This window comes from Vibrio sp. 10N.261.55.C5, from assembly GCF_041470505.1.
GTDB lineage: Bacteria > Pseudomonadota > Gammaproteobacteria > Enterobacterales > Vibrionaceae > Vibrio > Vibrio crassostreae_C.
In genome coordinates this window covers 15714-30694 of sequence record NZ_JBFRMS010000027.1, presented here as the reverse complement: position 1 = coordinate 30694, position 14981 = coordinate 15714, and the positions used below count along the sequence as shown (strand labels likewise).

The 14981-nt window shown below is 44.1% G+C and carries 15 protein-coding genes and 1 pseudogene; 7 read left to right on the top strand and 9 right to left on the bottom strand.

All coding sequences use genetic code 11. From position 1 onward, the window contains the following. Positions 1–34: 34 nt before the first annotated feature. Together AB4263_RS11430 and argA are read right to left on the bottom strand one after the other, a co-directional pair. A complete protein-coding gene (locus AB4263_RS11430) occupies positions 35–226 on the bottom strand; it encodes a hypothetical protein (protein ID WP_046224581.1) in 192 nt (63 codons plus the stop codon). A 283-nt stretch (positions 227–509) separates the two neighbouring features. Then, a complete protein-coding gene (gene argA, locus AB4263_RS11425; RefSeq protein WP_136978982.1) occupies positions 510–1847 on the bottom strand; it encodes an amino-acid N-acetyltransferase in 1338 nt (445 codons plus the stop codon). A gap of 161 nt (positions 1848–2008) precedes the next feature. Between argA and AB4263_RS11420 the strand changes: the two genes are divergently transcribed. The 4 genes from AB4263_RS11420 (at position 2009) to csdE (ending at position 5065) form a co-directional block, all read left to right on the top strand. Then, positions 2009–2482, top strand: a complete 474-nt coding sequence (locus tag AB4263_RS11420; protein ID WP_017064193.1) for a DUF2850 domain-containing protein — start codon at positions 2009–2011, stop codon at positions 2480–2482. An 81-nt stretch (positions 2483–2563) separates the two neighbouring features. Continuing rightward, positions 2564–3676, top strand: coding sequence for a murein transglycosylase A (gene mltA / locus AB4263_RS11415; protein WP_017064192.1), 1113 nt, complete (start codon positions 2564–2566; stop codon positions 3674–3676). A 113-nt stretch (positions 3677–3789) separates the two neighbouring features. Next, positions 3790–4599 (top strand): tRNA cyclic N6-threonylcarbamoyladenosine(37) synthase TcdA, encoded by an 810-nt coding sequence (gene tcdA / locus AB4263_RS11410; protein ID WP_102557806.1) that lies wholly within the window; start codon positions 3790–3792, stop codon positions 4597–4599. A gap of 37 nt (positions 4600–4636) precedes the next feature. After that, the gene (gene csdE, locus AB4263_RS11405; protein WP_372098229.1) at positions 4637–5065 is read left to right on the top strand and encodes a cysteine desulfurase sulfur acceptor subunit CsdE; all 429 of its coding nucleotides are present in this window, start codon (positions 4637–4639) and stop codon (positions 5063–5065) included. Positions 5066–5134: 69 nt separating this feature from the next. Here the strand turns inward: csdE and csdA are convergent, their stop codons facing one another. The 3 genes from csdA to AB4263_RS11390 all read right to left on the bottom strand — a co-directional run bounded on the left by csdA (position 5135) and on the right by AB4263_RS11390 (position 8187). Then, complete coding sequence (gene csdA, locus AB4263_RS11400; RefSeq protein WP_372098228.1) at positions 5135–6346, bottom strand: cysteine desulfurase CsdA; 1212 nt, start codon at positions 6344–6346, stop codon at positions 5135–5137. An 87-nt stretch (positions 6347–6433) separates the two neighbouring features. Beyond that, positions 6434–7327 carry a 2-dehydropantoate 2-reductase gene (gene panE / locus AB4263_RS11395; protein ID WP_372098227.1) on the bottom strand — a complete coding sequence of 298 codons (894 nt, stop codon included), beginning with the start codon at positions 7325–7327 and terminating at the stop codon, positions 6434–6436. Positions 7328–7437: 110 nt separating this feature from the next. Beyond that, positions 7438–8187, bottom strand: a complete 750-nt coding sequence (locus AB4263_RS11390; protein WP_102428259.1) for an outer membrane protein OmpK — start codon at positions 8185–8187, stop codon at positions 7438–7440. Positions 8188–8559: 372 nt separating this feature from the next. Between AB4263_RS11390 and AB4263_RS11385 the strand changes: the two are divergent. Then, a pseudogene (locus AB4263_RS11385) lies at positions 8560–8821 on the top strand (2-dehydropantoate 2-reductase); the annotation flags it as partial. Between the two features lie 66 nt (positions 8822–8887). On the opposite strand, the gene AB4263_RS11380 reads toward AB4263_RS11385, so the two are convergent. The 4 genes from AB4263_RS11380 to AB4263_RS11365 form a co-directional block, all read right to left on the bottom strand. Next, a complete protein-coding gene (locus AB4263_RS11380) occupies positions 8888–10246 on the bottom strand; it encodes an AmpG family muropeptide MFS transporter (protein WP_372098226.1) in 1359 nt (452 codons plus the stop codon). A 53-nt stretch (positions 10247–10299) separates the two neighbouring features. Continuing rightward, a complete protein-coding gene (locus tag AB4263_RS11375) occupies positions 10300–10848 on the bottom strand; it encodes a peptidylprolyl isomerase (protein ID WP_372098225.1) in 549 nt (182 codons plus the stop codon). After that, positions 10848–11417, bottom strand: coding sequence for a YajG family lipoprotein (locus tag AB4263_RS11370; RefSeq protein WP_017059907.1), 570 nt, complete (start codon positions 11415–11417; stop codon positions 10848–10850). The genes AB4263_RS11375 and AB4263_RS11370 overlap by 1 nt, the downstream gene beginning before the upstream one ends. A 66-nt stretch (positions 11418–11483) precedes the next feature. Then, positions 11484–12635 carry a methyltransferase gene (locus AB4263_RS11365; RefSeq protein ID WP_372077230.1) on the bottom strand — a complete coding sequence of 384 codons (1152 nt, stop codon included), beginning with the start codon at positions 12633–12635 and terminating at the stop codon, positions 11484–11486. Positions 12636–12809: 174 nt separating this feature from the next. Between AB4263_RS11365 and bolA the strand changes: the two genes are divergently transcribed. Both bolA and AB4263_RS11355 read left to right on the top strand, forming a co-directional pair. Further along, positions 12810–13118, top strand: a complete 309-nt coding sequence (bolA, locus tag AB4263_RS11360) for a transcriptional regulator BolA (protein WP_017059909.1) — start codon at positions 12810–12812, stop codon at positions 13116–13118. A 519-nt stretch (positions 13119–13637) separates the two neighbouring features. Continuing rightward, positions 13638–14978, top strand: coding sequence for a Na(+)-translocating NADH-quinone reductase subunit A (locus AB4263_RS11355; protein WP_372098224.1), 1341 nt, complete (start codon positions 13638–13640; stop codon positions 14976–14978). Positions 14979–14981 lie beyond the last annotated feature (3 nt).

The window sequence follows — 14981 nt, the reverse complement described above, 5'->3', positions numbered from 1 at the left end:
ACAAAGCAACCATCCTTGGTTGCTTTGAGCGTTATTAGGAATCAGAGCCTAAAAACGCTCGAGTAAACGATATGTGGTTTATCTTGTACTTTGCTTGGCAATTCAAAATAAACTCTTTTAGATTCTCGCTAACAGGGAACACGCAGTGTACGTCTAGCCCTTCTAAGAATTGGTTATCAGCCATATCCCAAAAACTTTGCAGCGAGTTACAAACAATGGTTCTCATATCAATATTGCTCTTTTTGCTGTTTATATTAACGAGCAGAGCTAATGTTAGCGTGCTGGCCGTCAACGGGTATAGCAATCCGTGCAGTGACCACCTCAATGAGTTCGACATGACTATCGAGATGGCAATTCCAATAAAAACATTTGTTAAGATTATTAAAGCGTCTAAATTCTATACAATTATACGTGTGAGTGAAAGTGCATAGTTAATAAATCTCATATAGAAAACGATTACATTTGCAATTATTTTTCCTTTGAAGTGAGATTTTAGTCCAAAACTTTATTTACACATTTAACGCTAAGATTTTTGAGTTACGTTGATAGTTGTACAGCCCCTGTTTTTCCATCGGTAGCTCATCAACTCCGATCTCGTAAAACCCTTGTTCACGGAACCAATGCAGGCTATGTGTGGTTAAAACGAAAATTTGGTCGATATCACGAGACTTCGACTGATGACGCATGTAATCCAGCAACAATTGCCCACGGTTTCCATCGCGATAGTCAGGGTGAATCGCCACACACGCCATCTCTGCCATGTGATCTTCCGGATACGCATATAGTGCAGCGCAACCAATAATCAGTCCGTCTTTTTCGATAATCGTAAAGCGGTGAATCTCTTGTTCCAATTGTTCTCTTGAGCGACGAACGAGAATGCCTTGTTCTTCCAAAGGACGAATAAGGTCAAATATGCCACCAATATCGTCAATCTGAGCTTGTCTTACTTGCTCGGCACTAGCCATGACCACTTGGGTTCCAATACCGTCAAAAGAGAACAACTCTTGGATTAATGCGCCATCTACCTTGTAGCTGATTAGATGACAACGAGGCACACCAGCTCGACAAGCGGAGATCGCTCCTTTCAAGAAGCGCAGTGTTCCTGTGCTCATGTCTTCGGCAGGATTTTGAGATTCCGTTAATCGTTCTAGAATTTGCTTGGCATCTTTAGGGAAGAGTTCGGCGAGCACGTTACCGCGTTCATCTGTTACCCCTTGTTCGGAGCAGAAGCCAATCAGCTTGTCGGCCTTTAGACGAATAGCAACTTGGGTAGCGACCTCTTCAGAAAGTAGGTTAAAGCTTTCGCCTGTCACGGAGCTGGCAATAGGGCCAAGCAGTACAATTGAACCTTGGTCAAGCGTGCGATTGATCCCTTCGATATCGATTCGACGAATACGCCCGCTATGGCAATAATCCGTACCGTCATCCACGCCAAGCGGTTGAGCCGTAATGAAGTTACCACTCATAACATTGAGTTGAGTGCCTGCCATCGGCGTGTTGTTTAAGCTCATTGAGAGGCGTGCGGTGATGGCAAGTTGAAGCTGTCCAGCAGCCTGCATAGCGACGCCCAAAGAATATTCATCAGTGACCCTAATATTCTTGTGATAAGGCGTATGGCAATCTTGCTTGGCGAGCAATTGGTTGATCTGCGGTCTTGCCCCGTGAACGAGAACAATCTTTACTCCAAGGCTGTGGAGCAAGGCTATATCACTAATAATGTTACCAAAGTTCCTGTCGGCAACGGCTTCGCCTCCCAGCATAATGACCATGGTTTTGCCACGGTGAGCATTTACGTAAGGGGTTGATTGTCTGAAACCTTTTACTAGCGCTGTACTTCTTAATTTCACAGAATAAGTCCATTTTGTTTATTTATTCGATAATTTAGCATTTAAATTCAAATGTAAACAACGCCTTTTTGGAATAAAGCGCAAACTATTCTTATCTAGGCTTCAATATATAAACTGTCTCAGTGTAGAATGCGCATAGCATCCTTATGAGTAGTCACCGAATGCAACAAGCTCCAGCAACAAAGAACAAAATCGATGAGATAACCAAAGGTCTCTACAGCGAAGCTGATCAGCGCAATCAATCTAAGTTGAAGCGTAAGATCATTGAACGCTGTTTAATGGTTCTAGCCTTAGTGGGTTCGTTTGCGGTGGTTTCTTTGTTCGGCGATGTGCTTTCCCGAGTGCAAAATGCGGCGACGCCCGACAATCTGATATACGGCACTTGGATAGAGCAAGATGTTGCACATTATGCGACCGATGAGTTTGTTCTGAATGCTAATGGTGTGTCAGTTCGTGGGTCTGTTGTTTCGACGAGCTTTGACTTTGATGGAAACTACTTTGAATACAAGGCGGGTGATAAAACCTATCGCTTCCGCATGACCAATTCTGACAATACAGAAATGGTGCTCGATTCTGACAGTCACTACAATCCCATCTTCCGCCTTAAGGGCCATATCGATAACTCCGTCCGATAGGTTATCTTCTTGTAAACTCTTACAATCTAAGATTGTGTTATCTGACTGTTTTTGTCATCCTCGATGCATAGAATTTTTAGGATGACTCTTGTGATTAAAAAATGGCTTCCCCTTGTCGCTGCCTCTTTGTTATTTGGCTGTGCTCAACCCACTGATCTTGCTCAGCAACACCTTGATGACGAATTTCCTCGCACCTTGAATAAGGTCGATCAGGTTGAATCCAATAAACCAAGAGACTACACCGCATTTGCAGAACAAGCTGAGATGGTGGTTTCTAAATCCCCTTCGATGGCTAAAATCTATGAGCCGCTTTATCAACAACTCAATGAGTGGGCGATGCTGAGTGGAGATCCAAGCGAGCTAGCGAATTTTGGCGTTCAAACCGCTCAACTAGGTGGTGGTGATAAACAAGGCAATGTTTTGTTCACGGGCTACTTTTCTCCTGTGATGGAGCTGCGCCACGAAGCGAATGAAGAATATCGTTACCCTGTTTACGGGCTTCCTGAGTGTGGTAAAGAGTGTCCAACACGCCAAGAGATTTACAACGGCGCATTAGAAGGTCAAGGCCTTGAGTTAGGTTATTCAGCAAACCGTATCGACCCATTTATGATGGAAGTACAGGGCAGTGGATTTGTACACTTCGGTGATGATGACACGCTGCAGTATTTCGCCTACGCGGGTAAGAACAATAAAGCTTATGTGAGCATTGGCCGTGTTCTGATTGAACGAGGCTTAGTTCCACGCGAAAAAATGTCGCTAAAAGCAATCAAAGAGTGGGTATTGGCAAACGATCCTGAAGTGGTCAAAGAGCTGCTTGAGCAAAACCCATCTTTCGTGTTTTTTGAAGCGAGAGACGACCTATCTGTGATGGGTAGCGCGGGCATTCCTCTATTACCGATGGCGGCGGTTGCGGGCGATCGCTCTATCTTGCCTATGGGGACGCCGATTCTTGCTGAGGTTCCATTATTGAATGCTGATGGTACTTGGAGCGGCGCTCATCAACTAAGACTGCTATTGGTTTTGGATACGGGCGGCGCGGTTAAGCAAAACCATTTGGACCTTTACCACGGCATGGGCCCTCGAGCGGGTACAGAAGCGGGCCATTACAAGCATTTTGGTCGTGTGTGGAAGCTCGGTTTAGATGGCAGCGCAACTGAAGCGCCTTGGGCTTTGCCTCCTGAAAAGGTTGAGTAAGCTACAATAAAATAGGGCATTGAAAGCGAATCGCTAATCCCCTAGACTTTTTATTCAAGAGTGCGTATAAAACGCACTCTTTTCTTTTTCTCAGAAATAAATTGGCGGCAACAATGCGTGAATTGACCACTCCAGCTTCAGAAAACTATGACCAACGATTTGGTGGCACCCGTCGCCTATATGGCAATAGTGAAGTCGACATACTTAGAGCAGCACACGTGTGTGTGATCGGTATTGGTGGTGTCGGTTCATGGGCGGTTGAAGCGCTTGCTCGTACTGGTTTAGGTGAGCTGACTTTGATCGATATGGATGATGTGTGTGTGACCAACATCAACCGTCAGATCCACGCAATGTCGGGTACCGTTGGTAAAAGCAAAATTGAAGTGATGGCAGAGCGCGTTAAGCTGATTAACCCTGAGTGTAAAGTTAACCTGATTGACGACTTCATCGGCCCAGACAATCAGGCTGAATACCTGTCGAAAGAGTTCGACTTTGTATTAGATGCGATTGACAGCATGAAAGCTAAGGCTTCACTGTTGGCTTATTGTCGTAGCAACAAAATCAAGGTGATCACTACCGGTGGTGCGGGTGGTCAAATCGATCCCACTCAAATCAAAGTGGCTGATCTGACGAAGACGATTCAAGATCCGCTCGCGAAGAAGCTAAAAGATACCCTTCGTCGTCATCATAATTTCCCTAAGAATCCAGCACGTAAGTTTGGTATCGATTGTGTGTTCTCAACTGAACAGCTGAAATACCCTCAAGCTGACGGCAGTGTATGTGCTGCGAAAGCGACAGCAGAAGGTCCAAAACGTATGGATTGTGCGACGGGTTTTGGTGCAGCAACGGTTGTAACCGCGACGTTTGGCTTTGTGGCTGTTTCACGTATCGTTGAAAAGCTGATTCAAAAGCACTCTAAGTAACGTCTTCTACTCAATTAACAATCGACTGGATATTAAAATGACCACATTCCCAAGCTCTCCATTCGGCACTGAAATTACCAGTGATGATATCGTCGCGAAGATGCAGACATTCAGCGGCTGGGAAGACCGTTATCGCCAAGTGATTCAATGGGGTAAGAAACTGCCAACGATGCCTGATGAACTGAAGAGTGAGCAGGTTGTTGTCTCTGGCTGTGAAAGTCAAGTGTGGTTGGTTTCTCAAAATATCGACGGTGTTTGGCACTTTTGTGCTGATTCTGATGCTCGTATTGTGCGCGGTCTGATTGCATTAGTGATGGCTGCGTATGATGGAAAAACATCAGAGCAGGTTCAAGCGTTCGATATTGATGGTTACTTTGAACAAATCGGTCTAATTACCCACCTTAGCCCATCTCGCGGTAATGGATTAAAAGCGATTGTTGCTCAAATCCAAGAGCTAAGTGCTTAATATCTCCTTGATACACAGAAGCAAAAAGGGTTGACGTTAAACGCCAACCCTAAGTAATTTCGCTACTCCCTAAAGCATATCAACGGCTTTTTCTATCGCCGCTACGAGCTTTTCAACATCATCCATGTTGTTGTAAATACCAAATGAAATTCGAACCGTTCCTTTCACATTAAGTGCATCCATTAATGGGTGAGCACAATGATGTCCTGCACGTACTGCGATACCTTGCTGATCCAGTAGAGTCGCTATATCTTGATGGTGAACACCATCCATCACAAAAGTAATCACACTTGCGTTAGGTTGATACCCTAAAATCTGAATGTCATCCAGTTTACTGAGAGCAAGATAAGTCTCGTGTTGTAGTTGGTGGATATGATTTTCGACATCTTGTTGTACAAAACCACTTAACCATTCTATTGCGGTGCTTAGTGCTATGGCTCCTGCCACATTTGGCGTGCCCGCTTCGAATTTGCCAGGCAGTTCTGAAAAAGTAGTGCCAGAGAAAGAGACGCGCTCGACCATTTTGCCACCACCATGCCAAGGTGGCATCGCTTCTAACAATTCAAGCTTGCCGTAAAGCACACCGATGCCCGCAGGGGCATAGAGCTTGTGTCCAGAGAATACGTAGAAATCAGCGCCTAAAGCAGCAACATCAACCGATTCATGAACGATACCTTGTGCGCCATCGACTACCACAATTGCATTCATCTTATGTGCTTTCTCGATGACGGCTTCAATCGGCTGACGAGAACCCGTTACGTTGGTTATCTGAGCTAATGCAACAATCTTGGTTTGTTCATTTAAAAGTGCATCAAACGCAGTGAGGTCAAATTCACAATCCGGTGTCATCGGTACTTTAACGACTTTAGCACCGGTTTGCTCTGCGACAATTTGCCAAGGCACGATGTTGGCGTGATGCTCCATTTCGCTGACTAAGATCTCATCGCCGGGCTTAAGGGTGCTTCTGGCGTAGGTTTGAGCGATAAGATTAAGCGCTTCGGTTGCACCGCGAGTCCAGATGATCTCTTTTGAAGAGCTTGCACCGATAAACTGAGCGACCTTATCTCTGGCAGCTTCAAACTGACTGGTCGCGTTCGCTGTTAAGCTATGGCTACCACGGTGAACATTGGCATTTTGTTTGGAGTAATATTGGCTAATGGCATCAATAACTACCTGAGGTTTTTGTGTCGTTGCCGCGCTGTCTAAGTAAATCAATGGTTGTTGATTGATGGTTTGTGATAGCGCAGGAAACTGCTCTCGGATGTGATTGATATCAAGCATCTATTCTTACCTAAAATCTTGGAAATTGGTGCCAGCGTTATGCTTAGCGGTATTGTTATTTTATCGCGACTTGTTGACCGTTGCTGACTAATCTTGATGATTCCAGCTATTTTCTTGCTCTTTGACCTGATTGAACAGCTTTTGGTTAACAGGAACTTCTATCTGATGTTTAAGCGCTGTTTTTATTAGGTGTCCAGTGATGAAGTCGATCTCTGTCTTGCGTTGGTAAAACATATCCTGCTTCATGGATGAGTTGTTCTGCGCCGTGGCTTGGATGACCTGCTTGACACTTGCTTCTAATCCGTCGAATGAACAAGCGATCTCTTCGGCTTGCATAACTTGTGTTAGCTCTTCAACGATAGAACTTAAAATACCCTCAAACCTTTGGTCTGCAAGTTCACCATTCTTGATTTGTTCCAACCCTGTCAGTGGATTGATAGCACAATTGATGGCGAGTTTAGCCCAAAGCGCGGTTTCTATTTGTGGGTTCCAACTCACAGCGGGGAGAGCATCATCCAATACATCAACCAAAAACGTGCACTGTTGACCCGTTTGGTTAAAAGCACCCAACTGGGTTTGTCCTATTCCTGTATGAGATACACTATTACGATCAGGTTTGAATGCTGCTTGGGTCGTGGTAGCCAATACTATCGGGTGAGCATTAATTTGAGTGGCAATGTTGTCGACCGCGCCCATTCCGTTATGCATGAACATGAGAATGGTGTCAGAGTCGAGATATTGAAGTAACGGAGTGGTGGCTTCTTCTACTTGCCAAGCCTTGACTGTGAAGATAACCAAATCACTCGCGGCTAATCGTTCGATATTGTTGTTACTGATAGGGAGAGAGGGTTGTCCATCAAGTGATAGCTCAATGGAGTGGGCGGAAGAACGACTCCACAAAGAGGCATTATGACCCGCTTTAAGCAGTTTTATCGTCCATAAAGAGCCGATAGCTCCAGGTCCAACAATAGTGATGTTCACAGCAATACCGAGATAAGAAAGTGATGCTGCAAGGATAGCGAGGCATTAAATGAAAGCAATAAAAAATGGCACCCGAGGGTGCCATTTTATCTAATGAAGTTTTAACTTGATTAGAAGTTGTACTGTAGACGGTAGATGATTAGATCTTGGTAGTCTTTACGTGCAAGCTTGTTCACTGTGTAACGGTAAAGAACACCAGTTGACCAGTTTTGGTGGAAGTTCCATAGTGCATTGATACTACCATTTAGACCGTAGTCGCCACCTTGAACTTCTGAGTACTCATCGTTACGAGCAAATTCATATTCGCCCCAAGTTGAGAACGTAAAGTTTTGACCTGCAATGTCAGTATTGTAGTAACCAACCCAACCAGCCATACCACCGTTAGAACCGCTGATATCACCAGAGTTAATTTGGTGTGCACCGATGAATGGTGTGAATGCCCAACCGTCACCGCTTAGACCAGTATAGCCAAGACCAAGAACACGGTTTTGCTCATGGAAACCAGCATCAGTATCTGTGTTGTAAACTTGTGCGTAAAGGCTAACTTTAGTATCCATTAGGTTGTAGTGGATAGTACCTTTAGTTGAAGCTCCGCGATCATCACCTGAACGATCAACACCTTCGTAGTCGTAGAAGCCGTAGATTTGACCCCAGTCAAATGCAGCACCGCCTTCGATACCAATAACAGCTTGGTTACGATCTGAGATGTCACCACCGAAGTTATCGTCATCGTTACCAAAGCCTTGGTCCCAAACTTGGTAATCAGCATACATGCTACCAAAGCCATATAAGTATTCTGCCTGAGCAGGGATTGCTGTTGCAGCTGCAACTACGCCAAGAGCTAAAAGTGATTTACGCATAATGGAACTCTCTATGTTAAAAATGAATAACCCGCTAATCCGTGCGTGTTTATGATGTCCGAATGCCGAGCATAATAGCGATTTTGTTCTCAAATAAAAGTGAGACAGAGTGAAAACTACAATTATTAATTTGAAGTTGATCACACTAATGATCTAAATGATGGAACTTTAAGGTGGTAATGCATCTTGATGCACCTTGGATTCTATTGATTTTGTGAAATCTGATTATTTTGTAGATAAATTGGTGAATTGATGCTCTAAGCAAACGATTATACTAAATAGAGTGATATGCATGTCAAAATCAACAGTATTCGTTTCTAAGCGTTTTCTCTTAAAAAATGACAATTCAACCCGTCTTACAATCCAGTCTTTGATCTATCTTTGACCGAAAACGGTGGGTATTGCTGGCAGCACTCCAGCGCTAAGTGATGTGAAGTTCAAAGATTATGCGAATGGCATTTATGTTGCGGCGGGGTCTTATTTTGTGACGATTACTGTAGCGGGTCAGCCGTCGGTTGTGGCTATCGACTCTGCGCCCGCAACCTTAGCTGATGGTGTAGTGTATCAAGTCGTGGCGATTGATGATTCGATGGGTACGGGTTTTAACCTAATTGTCAGTGAAACAACAGACTAGATCTGAAGACAGAACGTAGAAGAGGGTAGATCAATGCTACCCCCTTCTTATTTGTTTTCTTTGACTCTATTCTTGGTTAGTTTTGGCTTTCTCTAATAAATCCGTGAAAAAGTGGCGTAACGAGTAGAGCATGATCAAACTTGGAATCACCATAAGTGCGGTCAGTATAAAGAAGGTTGACCAATCATTGAGGTAATCGACCAATTCACCACTAAATGAAGCCAGTGTTGTTCGACCGAAGTTACCCAAGGATGCGAGTAATGCATATTGGGTTGCAGAGAAGGCCTGCCCAGTTAATAACGTTAAGAAAGAGACAAAAGCTACTGTTGAAAAGGCGGTCGTGAAGTTATCGACAATAATCGTTGCCAAGAACAGTGTTTCACTTGGGCCTGCTTGAGCGATCCATGCAAACATTAGATTACTGGCTGCCATGGCAACACCGCCAATCATCAGTCCGCGTACAATGCCGAATTTTACATTGAAGACGCTGCCTACCAAAGTGAAGAATATGGTTGCGCCCCAACCAATTAACTTCGAATAGTGGCCGATCTGTTCGTTACTGAAACCTATCTCTTTATAGAAGGTGATCGACATGCGACCTAGGAAGGCTTCACCTATCTTAAATAGGAATACGAACAGCAGTAGGGTGATGGCAACTTGAACTCCGTTTCGTTTGAAGAAGTCATAAAACGGTTCTAACACGGTAACACTGAACCAAGCCACGACTTTCGAACCGACAACCTTATTGTGGCGTTGCTGAGCCTGTTCTTGCAGGGCTTCGCGTTGTGTATTTGGCTCTCCGACAAAAAGAGTAAACAGCATTAGTACGACAACGACGCCTGCCATTCCGTAATACACGCCATTCCAACCGATTGAGTCTGCGTTAATAAAGGCAAGGTAGCCTGGTAGAGAATACCCCGTCCACCAACCAATTACGGCCATTGCAGAAGCTTGCGGCAGTTTTGATGCTTCGGATTTTGGGAAGGTATCAATACGAAATGCATCAATCGCGATGTCTTGCGTGGCTGAGGCAATGGCAATAGCGAGCGCCAACATTGAAGTAAACGCCAAGTTCTCTGCGGGATTGACGCCTGCGATGAATAAGGTACCGATTAAAACAATGGATTGGCAGAAAAAGATCCAACTGCGTCGCTGGCCGAGTATTGCGTGAAGCACCGGCAGTTTTACTCGGTCTACCAATGGTGCCCATAGAAAGTTAATCGCATACACGGCAAACACACTGCCAAAGTAGCCGATGGCAGCACGCGTTAAACCTGCATCTTTTAGCCAACCAGACATATTGGATCCAATAAGAACCCATGGGAAGCCACTCGAACAGCCGAGCATAAACACCCAAAGTAGGCGTTTATCTAGGTAGCTGCGGAAAGTCTGCATCCAAGAAAGAGAGGGATTGCCTGATGACATAGGGCGTCCTTGTGTAGAAAAACGCCCTTAAGAAATAAGGGCGTTAGATTGGATTACTTAAGAAGGGTCACTTTAGTGATGACGATTGGGTCGACTGGGATGTCTGACATGCGGCCCATTCGTTTAGTTGGAATCGTTGCCATCTTTTGAACAACATCAAAACCTTCAGTTACTTTGCCGAATACAGCGTAGCCTGGGTTGCCACCTTTGGCGTTCAAGAAATCATTATCAGAGAAGTTAATGAAGAACTGACGAGTTGCAGAATCTGGCGCATTAGTACGAGCCATCGCGATTGTTGCTGTATCGTTCTTCAAGCCATTGCTGCCTTCATTCTTGATAGGAGCGTAAGTTGCTTGTTGATTCATCTCTTGATCGAAGCCGCCACCTTGCGCCATAAAGCCAGGAATAACACGGTGGAAGATAGTGCCTTCGTAGCTGCCGTCTGCCACGTATTTTAGGAAGTTCTCCGCGCTAACCGGTGCTTGCTCTTGGTTAAGCTGAATAGTGAAGTCGCCTAATGTTGTTTCCACGTTTACTTTAGGATCAGCCCAAACGCTCACACTCACTAGCATTAATGCGATAGAAGATAAAATACGACCCATTAGAAACGTTCCTTCATGTAAGTTTGTAGCTCTTGGTCGTTAGCGATCTCAGTAAGAACCAAGTTGATCACGTCATTAAGAACCATAGAGATGTCGTCGTTAGATGCACTCAATGCACCAGTGCGTGTTGCAGTGCCGTTGAATGTTTTAACTAGTTTGCCTTCAGGTGTTTCAGCGGTAACTTCAAGCGTTACTTTACCGTCCATTTTGTTTTCCATAATGGTGTGCTCTACGGTAACGAGTGCTTCTTGAATCTCTAAAACAATCGAGTTTTCACTGTTTACGCTCGCACGAAAACCTTGAGACTCTAACTGCTGTGCAACAGCATTTTCTAGAGAAATACGCATGTTTTGCTTAGCGTGAATTGGCTGAATGTTTGAACGGCCACTATCAACCAATGCAACATATTGAGCGGCACGAACATCTTTACTGGTTAGTGTGTATGTTTTGCCTTGTACAAGGTTGCTTGAGCTTAGTGAAGCTTCTGGCATTACATTGATCTGTTCTTGCTGAGGGGCTGAACATGCTGTCAAAGCCATAATAGAAGCAGCCAAAATCAGTTTTTTCATTCCTTTATCCTTTCTAAATTCACACCAGAAGCTCGGTATCTTAAATTCTTGTGAAGTCGTTTCTGCTTATTTATTAAAATTCGCAGGTTCTCTTGTTGCTTGTAATATCTCAAATTTTTGGTTTAGTTCAAGCGTTTCAACGTTAGCTTCACCAAATAGTCTTGCTAGTTTGACATCGTATCCGAGGTGTCGGTTGCCAATAACAATTAATTTGCCTCCATTGCTTAGAACATGCTTTGCATCACAGAACATTTGCCACGCAATGTGATCCGTAATCGCTTGTTGCTGATGGAATGGAGGATTACACATCACTAAGTAGGTGCTGTTTTTCTTGAAGCCATCTAAACAGTTGTTGGCGATGAACTGGAAGTTGCCTTCTTCACCAAGGTTATCTTTGACGTTTTGGCGCGCCGATTCCACCGCCATAAAGCTTTCATCCACACAGGTGATACGGGCTTGTGGGTTCAATTGCCCTGCTTTTACACTCAATACACCGTTGCCACAACCAAGATCGATGATATGACGTAGCTCAGGATCTTGAGGGATGTGCTCTAGCATATAGCGAGCGCCTTGATCGAGTGCTTCCCCTGAGTAAACATTTGGTAAATTTTTCAGGCGGATATCTTCACCGTCTACATCCCATTCAACAAAAGGCTCTACCGTTTGAATTGGCTGGCAGTTTGGAGATGAGAAGACTAAGCGGTGTTTTTTCTTCGCTAGTGATGTTTTGGTTTCGCCTAGGTATTTTTCGAACAGGTTAAGCGTAGAGGTGTGAATCTCTTTTACCTTGTTGACGCCGATCACTTGGCAGCCTTCAGGCAATGCTTGGCGTAGCTGACTCAGTTGCCAGATTAGGTGACGATTTGTTTTTGGCAGCTGCATGATCACAAGGTCGATACCGTGTGGGATATCATCCATCGTGTTCAAGAAGTTCACTCGGTTACTTTGATTGCGCTGCAAGTTTTTCAGGGCGCCACGGTGAGAGATAAATGAGTCGCTCATCATAGTGACATCATGATCTTTCGAGAACCAAGTCGATAGGGCACCGAAGCTGTCGTTCATGATCAGGATGTGTTTACCAGGTTCAAGGTTCATCTCTTCAACATGGCTAATAATGTATTCGTCGCCCGCATCCCAAGCTTGAAGGGTTTCATTTGAACGTTTCGGGAAACGATGTAAGGTCAAAGTTCTGTCGTGAAGGGTAAGTTCGGTTTTCATTGCTTGAGATACTTATGTAAGAAATAACAAAGATATTGTCTCAAATGCAGGCTGAACAAGATAGAAAAAACTCAACCAAACCTATGCCATTTGCTATGAAATACTCAGACACTCGACCTGTTAGGGTTTATACTCAGCCCACGGATAATGCCAATACGTTATTAAGGAATCACAATGATCCAAGAAGTTATCGAAACAAAATTGCACAATGAGTTTTCACCAAGTCATTTAAACGTGGTCAATGAGAGCTATATGCACAATGTTCCGGCTGGTTCTGAGAGTCATTTCAAAGTGATTGTTGTCAGCGATGTGTTTGAAGGTTTGCGTCTTATTGCTCGTCATCGAGCGGTAAATAAGGCACTTTCAGAAGAGTTAGCCAATAATATCCACGCACTGTCTATTCACACTTATACAAAAGATGAATGGATGAAGCAGCTAGATAGCGTGCCAGACAGTCCAATGTGTATGGGTGGCGGAAAGTAAGAAGGCCTATATACAGAGAAAAGCGCCATGGCGCTTTTTTTGTCGTCAAACGTATGTATTTTTCGTTCTTATATCACCCAAACTGATGTCAAATTGAACGAGCTCAAATACCTACAATGAGTAATGTTTTTATTAACAGTGTTTCAACATAACTAGTAAAATATTAGTTTGTGACAGAGTATTAATCTCTTGTTTAAAACACGATTCAAAAGCCATTTTATCTGTGCGGCTCGTCAAATTTATACATATTTGAGAGGCCATATGCTTCAAATCTCACCAAATAAAGGCTGTATTCAAGTTATTGGTCATGGCATCGAGTTGTCAAAAAATGCTAGAATATCGCACCTGATAAATCTCACATGATTCGTGTGGTGATTTTATTATGAAAATGTTGCGATTTTGGTATCTCAAATTTACCAAAACCGGACACTGTAATGTCGTGTCTAAGGGCGAGTTTAAAACGTCCTGAATTTACGCAATTAAAAGAATCTTTTTCCCGATAAAGTAGTGCAAGTGCGTATGATTACAATAAATAAGGGTTTGGATCTTCCTATCGCAGGAACTCCATCCCAGGTGATTAATGATGGTAAGTCCATCACTAAAGTCGCCTTGCTTGGCGAAGAGTACGTTGGTATGCGTCCTACGATGCATGCTCGCGTTGGTGATGAAGTGAAGAAAGGCCAAGTTCTTTTTGCTGATAAAAAGAACCCAGGTGTTGTATTTACTTCTCCAGCAAGCGGTAAAGTTATTGAAGTGAACCGTGGTGCTAAGCGTGTTCTTCAATCTGTAGTGATTGAAGTAGCAGGCAATGAGCAAATCACGTTCAATAGCTATGAAGCTAACCAACTAGCAGGTCTTGACCGTGAAACGGTTAAAGCTCAGTTAGTTGAGTCTGGCGCATGGACCGCTTTGCGAACTCGTCCGTTCAGCAAGGTTCCAGCAATCGATTCTGAAACTCAGGCTATTTTCGTAACTGCTATGGATACTAATCCGCTAGCAGCTGAGCCAGAATTAATCATTAACGAGCAGTCTGATGCTTTCGTTGCTGGTTTAGATCTTCTTTCAACTCTGACTAACGGTAAAGTGTACGTTTGTAAAAAAGGTACTAGCTTACCTCGTTCAGCTCAGTCTAACGTTGAAGAACATGTTTTTGATGGCCCACACCCTGCAGGTCTTGCAGGCACGCATATGCATTACCTATACCCGGTAAATGCAGAAAACGTAGCGTGGAGCATTAACTACCAAGATGTTATCGCATTCGGTAAGCTTTTCCTTACTGGTGAGCTTTATACCGATCGTGTTGTTTCTCTGGCTGGTCCAGTGGTAAACAACCCGCGTCTAGTTCGTACTCAAATTGGTGCTAGCCTTGAAGAGTTGACAGACAGCGAGTTAATGCCAGGCGAAGTTCGTGTGATTTCTGGTTCTGTACTAACTGGTACACAAGCAACCGGTCCACATGCTTACCTTGGTCGTTACCATCAGCAAGTTTCTGTTCTACGTGAAGGTCGTGATAAAGAGCTATTCGGCTGGGCTATGCCTGGTAAGAACAAGTTCTCTGTTACTCGTTCATTCCTTGGTCACCTGTTTAAAGGTCAGTTGTTCAACATGACAACGACGACAAACGGTAGTGATCGCTCAATGGTTCCAATCGGTAACTACGAGCGCGTAATGCCTCTAGATATGGAACCTACATTGCTGCTTCGTGATCTATGTGCGGGCGACGTTGATAGTGCACAAGCACTAGGTGCGCTAGAGCTAGATGAAGAAGATTTGGCATTGTGTACCTTTGTATGTCCAGGTAAGTACGAGTACGGTCAACTACTTCGTGAATGCCTAGATACGATTGAGAAGGAAGGGTAATTT

Coding starts and splice junctions, on each gene's coding strand:
- AB4263_RS11365 (WP_372077230.1), bottom strand. CDS start 12,635: ATGAAAACCGAACTTACCCTTCACGACAGAACTTTGACCTTACATCGT.
- mltA (WP_017064192.1), top strand. CDS start 2,564: ATGACTCTTGTGATTAAAAAATGGCTTCCCCTTGTCGCTGCCTCTTTG.
- AB4263_RS11370 (WP_017059907.1), bottom strand. CDS start 11,417: ATGAAAAAACTGATTTTGGCTGCTTCTATTATGGCTTTGACAGCATGT.
- AB4263_RS11355 (WP_372098224.1), top strand. CDS start 13,638: ATGATTACAATAAATAAGGGTTTGGATCTTCCTATCGCAGGAACTCCA.
- AB4263_RS11430 (WP_046224581.1), bottom strand. CDS start 226: ATGAGAACCATTGTTTGTAACTCGCTGCAAAGTTTTTGGGATATGGCT.
- csdE (WP_372098229.1), top strand. CDS start 4,637: ATGACCACATTCCCAAGCTCTCCATTCGGCACTGAAATTACCAGTGAT.
- AB4263_RS11380 (WP_372098226.1), bottom strand. CDS start 10,246: ATGTCATCAGGCAATCCCTCTCTTTCTTGGATGCAGACTTTCCGCAGC.
- AB4263_RS11390 (WP_102428259.1), bottom strand. CDS start 8,187: ATGCGTAAATCACTTTTAGCTCTTGGCGTAGTTGCAGCTGCAACAGCA.
- AB4263_RS11420 (WP_017064193.1), top strand. CDS start 2,009: ATGCAACAAGCTCCAGCAACAAAGAACAAAATCGATGAGATAACCAAA.
- AB4263_RS11375 (WP_372098225.1), bottom strand. CDS start 10,848: ATGGGTCGTATTTTATCTTCTATCGCATTAATGCTAGTGAGTGTGAGC.
- bolA (WP_017059909.1), top strand. CDS start 12,810: ATGATCCAAGAAGTTATCGAAACAAAATTGCACAATGAGTTTTCACCA.
- tcdA (WP_102557806.1), top strand. CDS start 3,790: ATGCGTGAATTGACCACTCCAGCTTCAGAAAACTATGACCAACGATTT.
- csdA (WP_372098228.1), bottom strand. CDS start 6,346: ATGCTTGATATCAATCACATCCGAGAGCAGTTTCCTGCGCTATCACAA.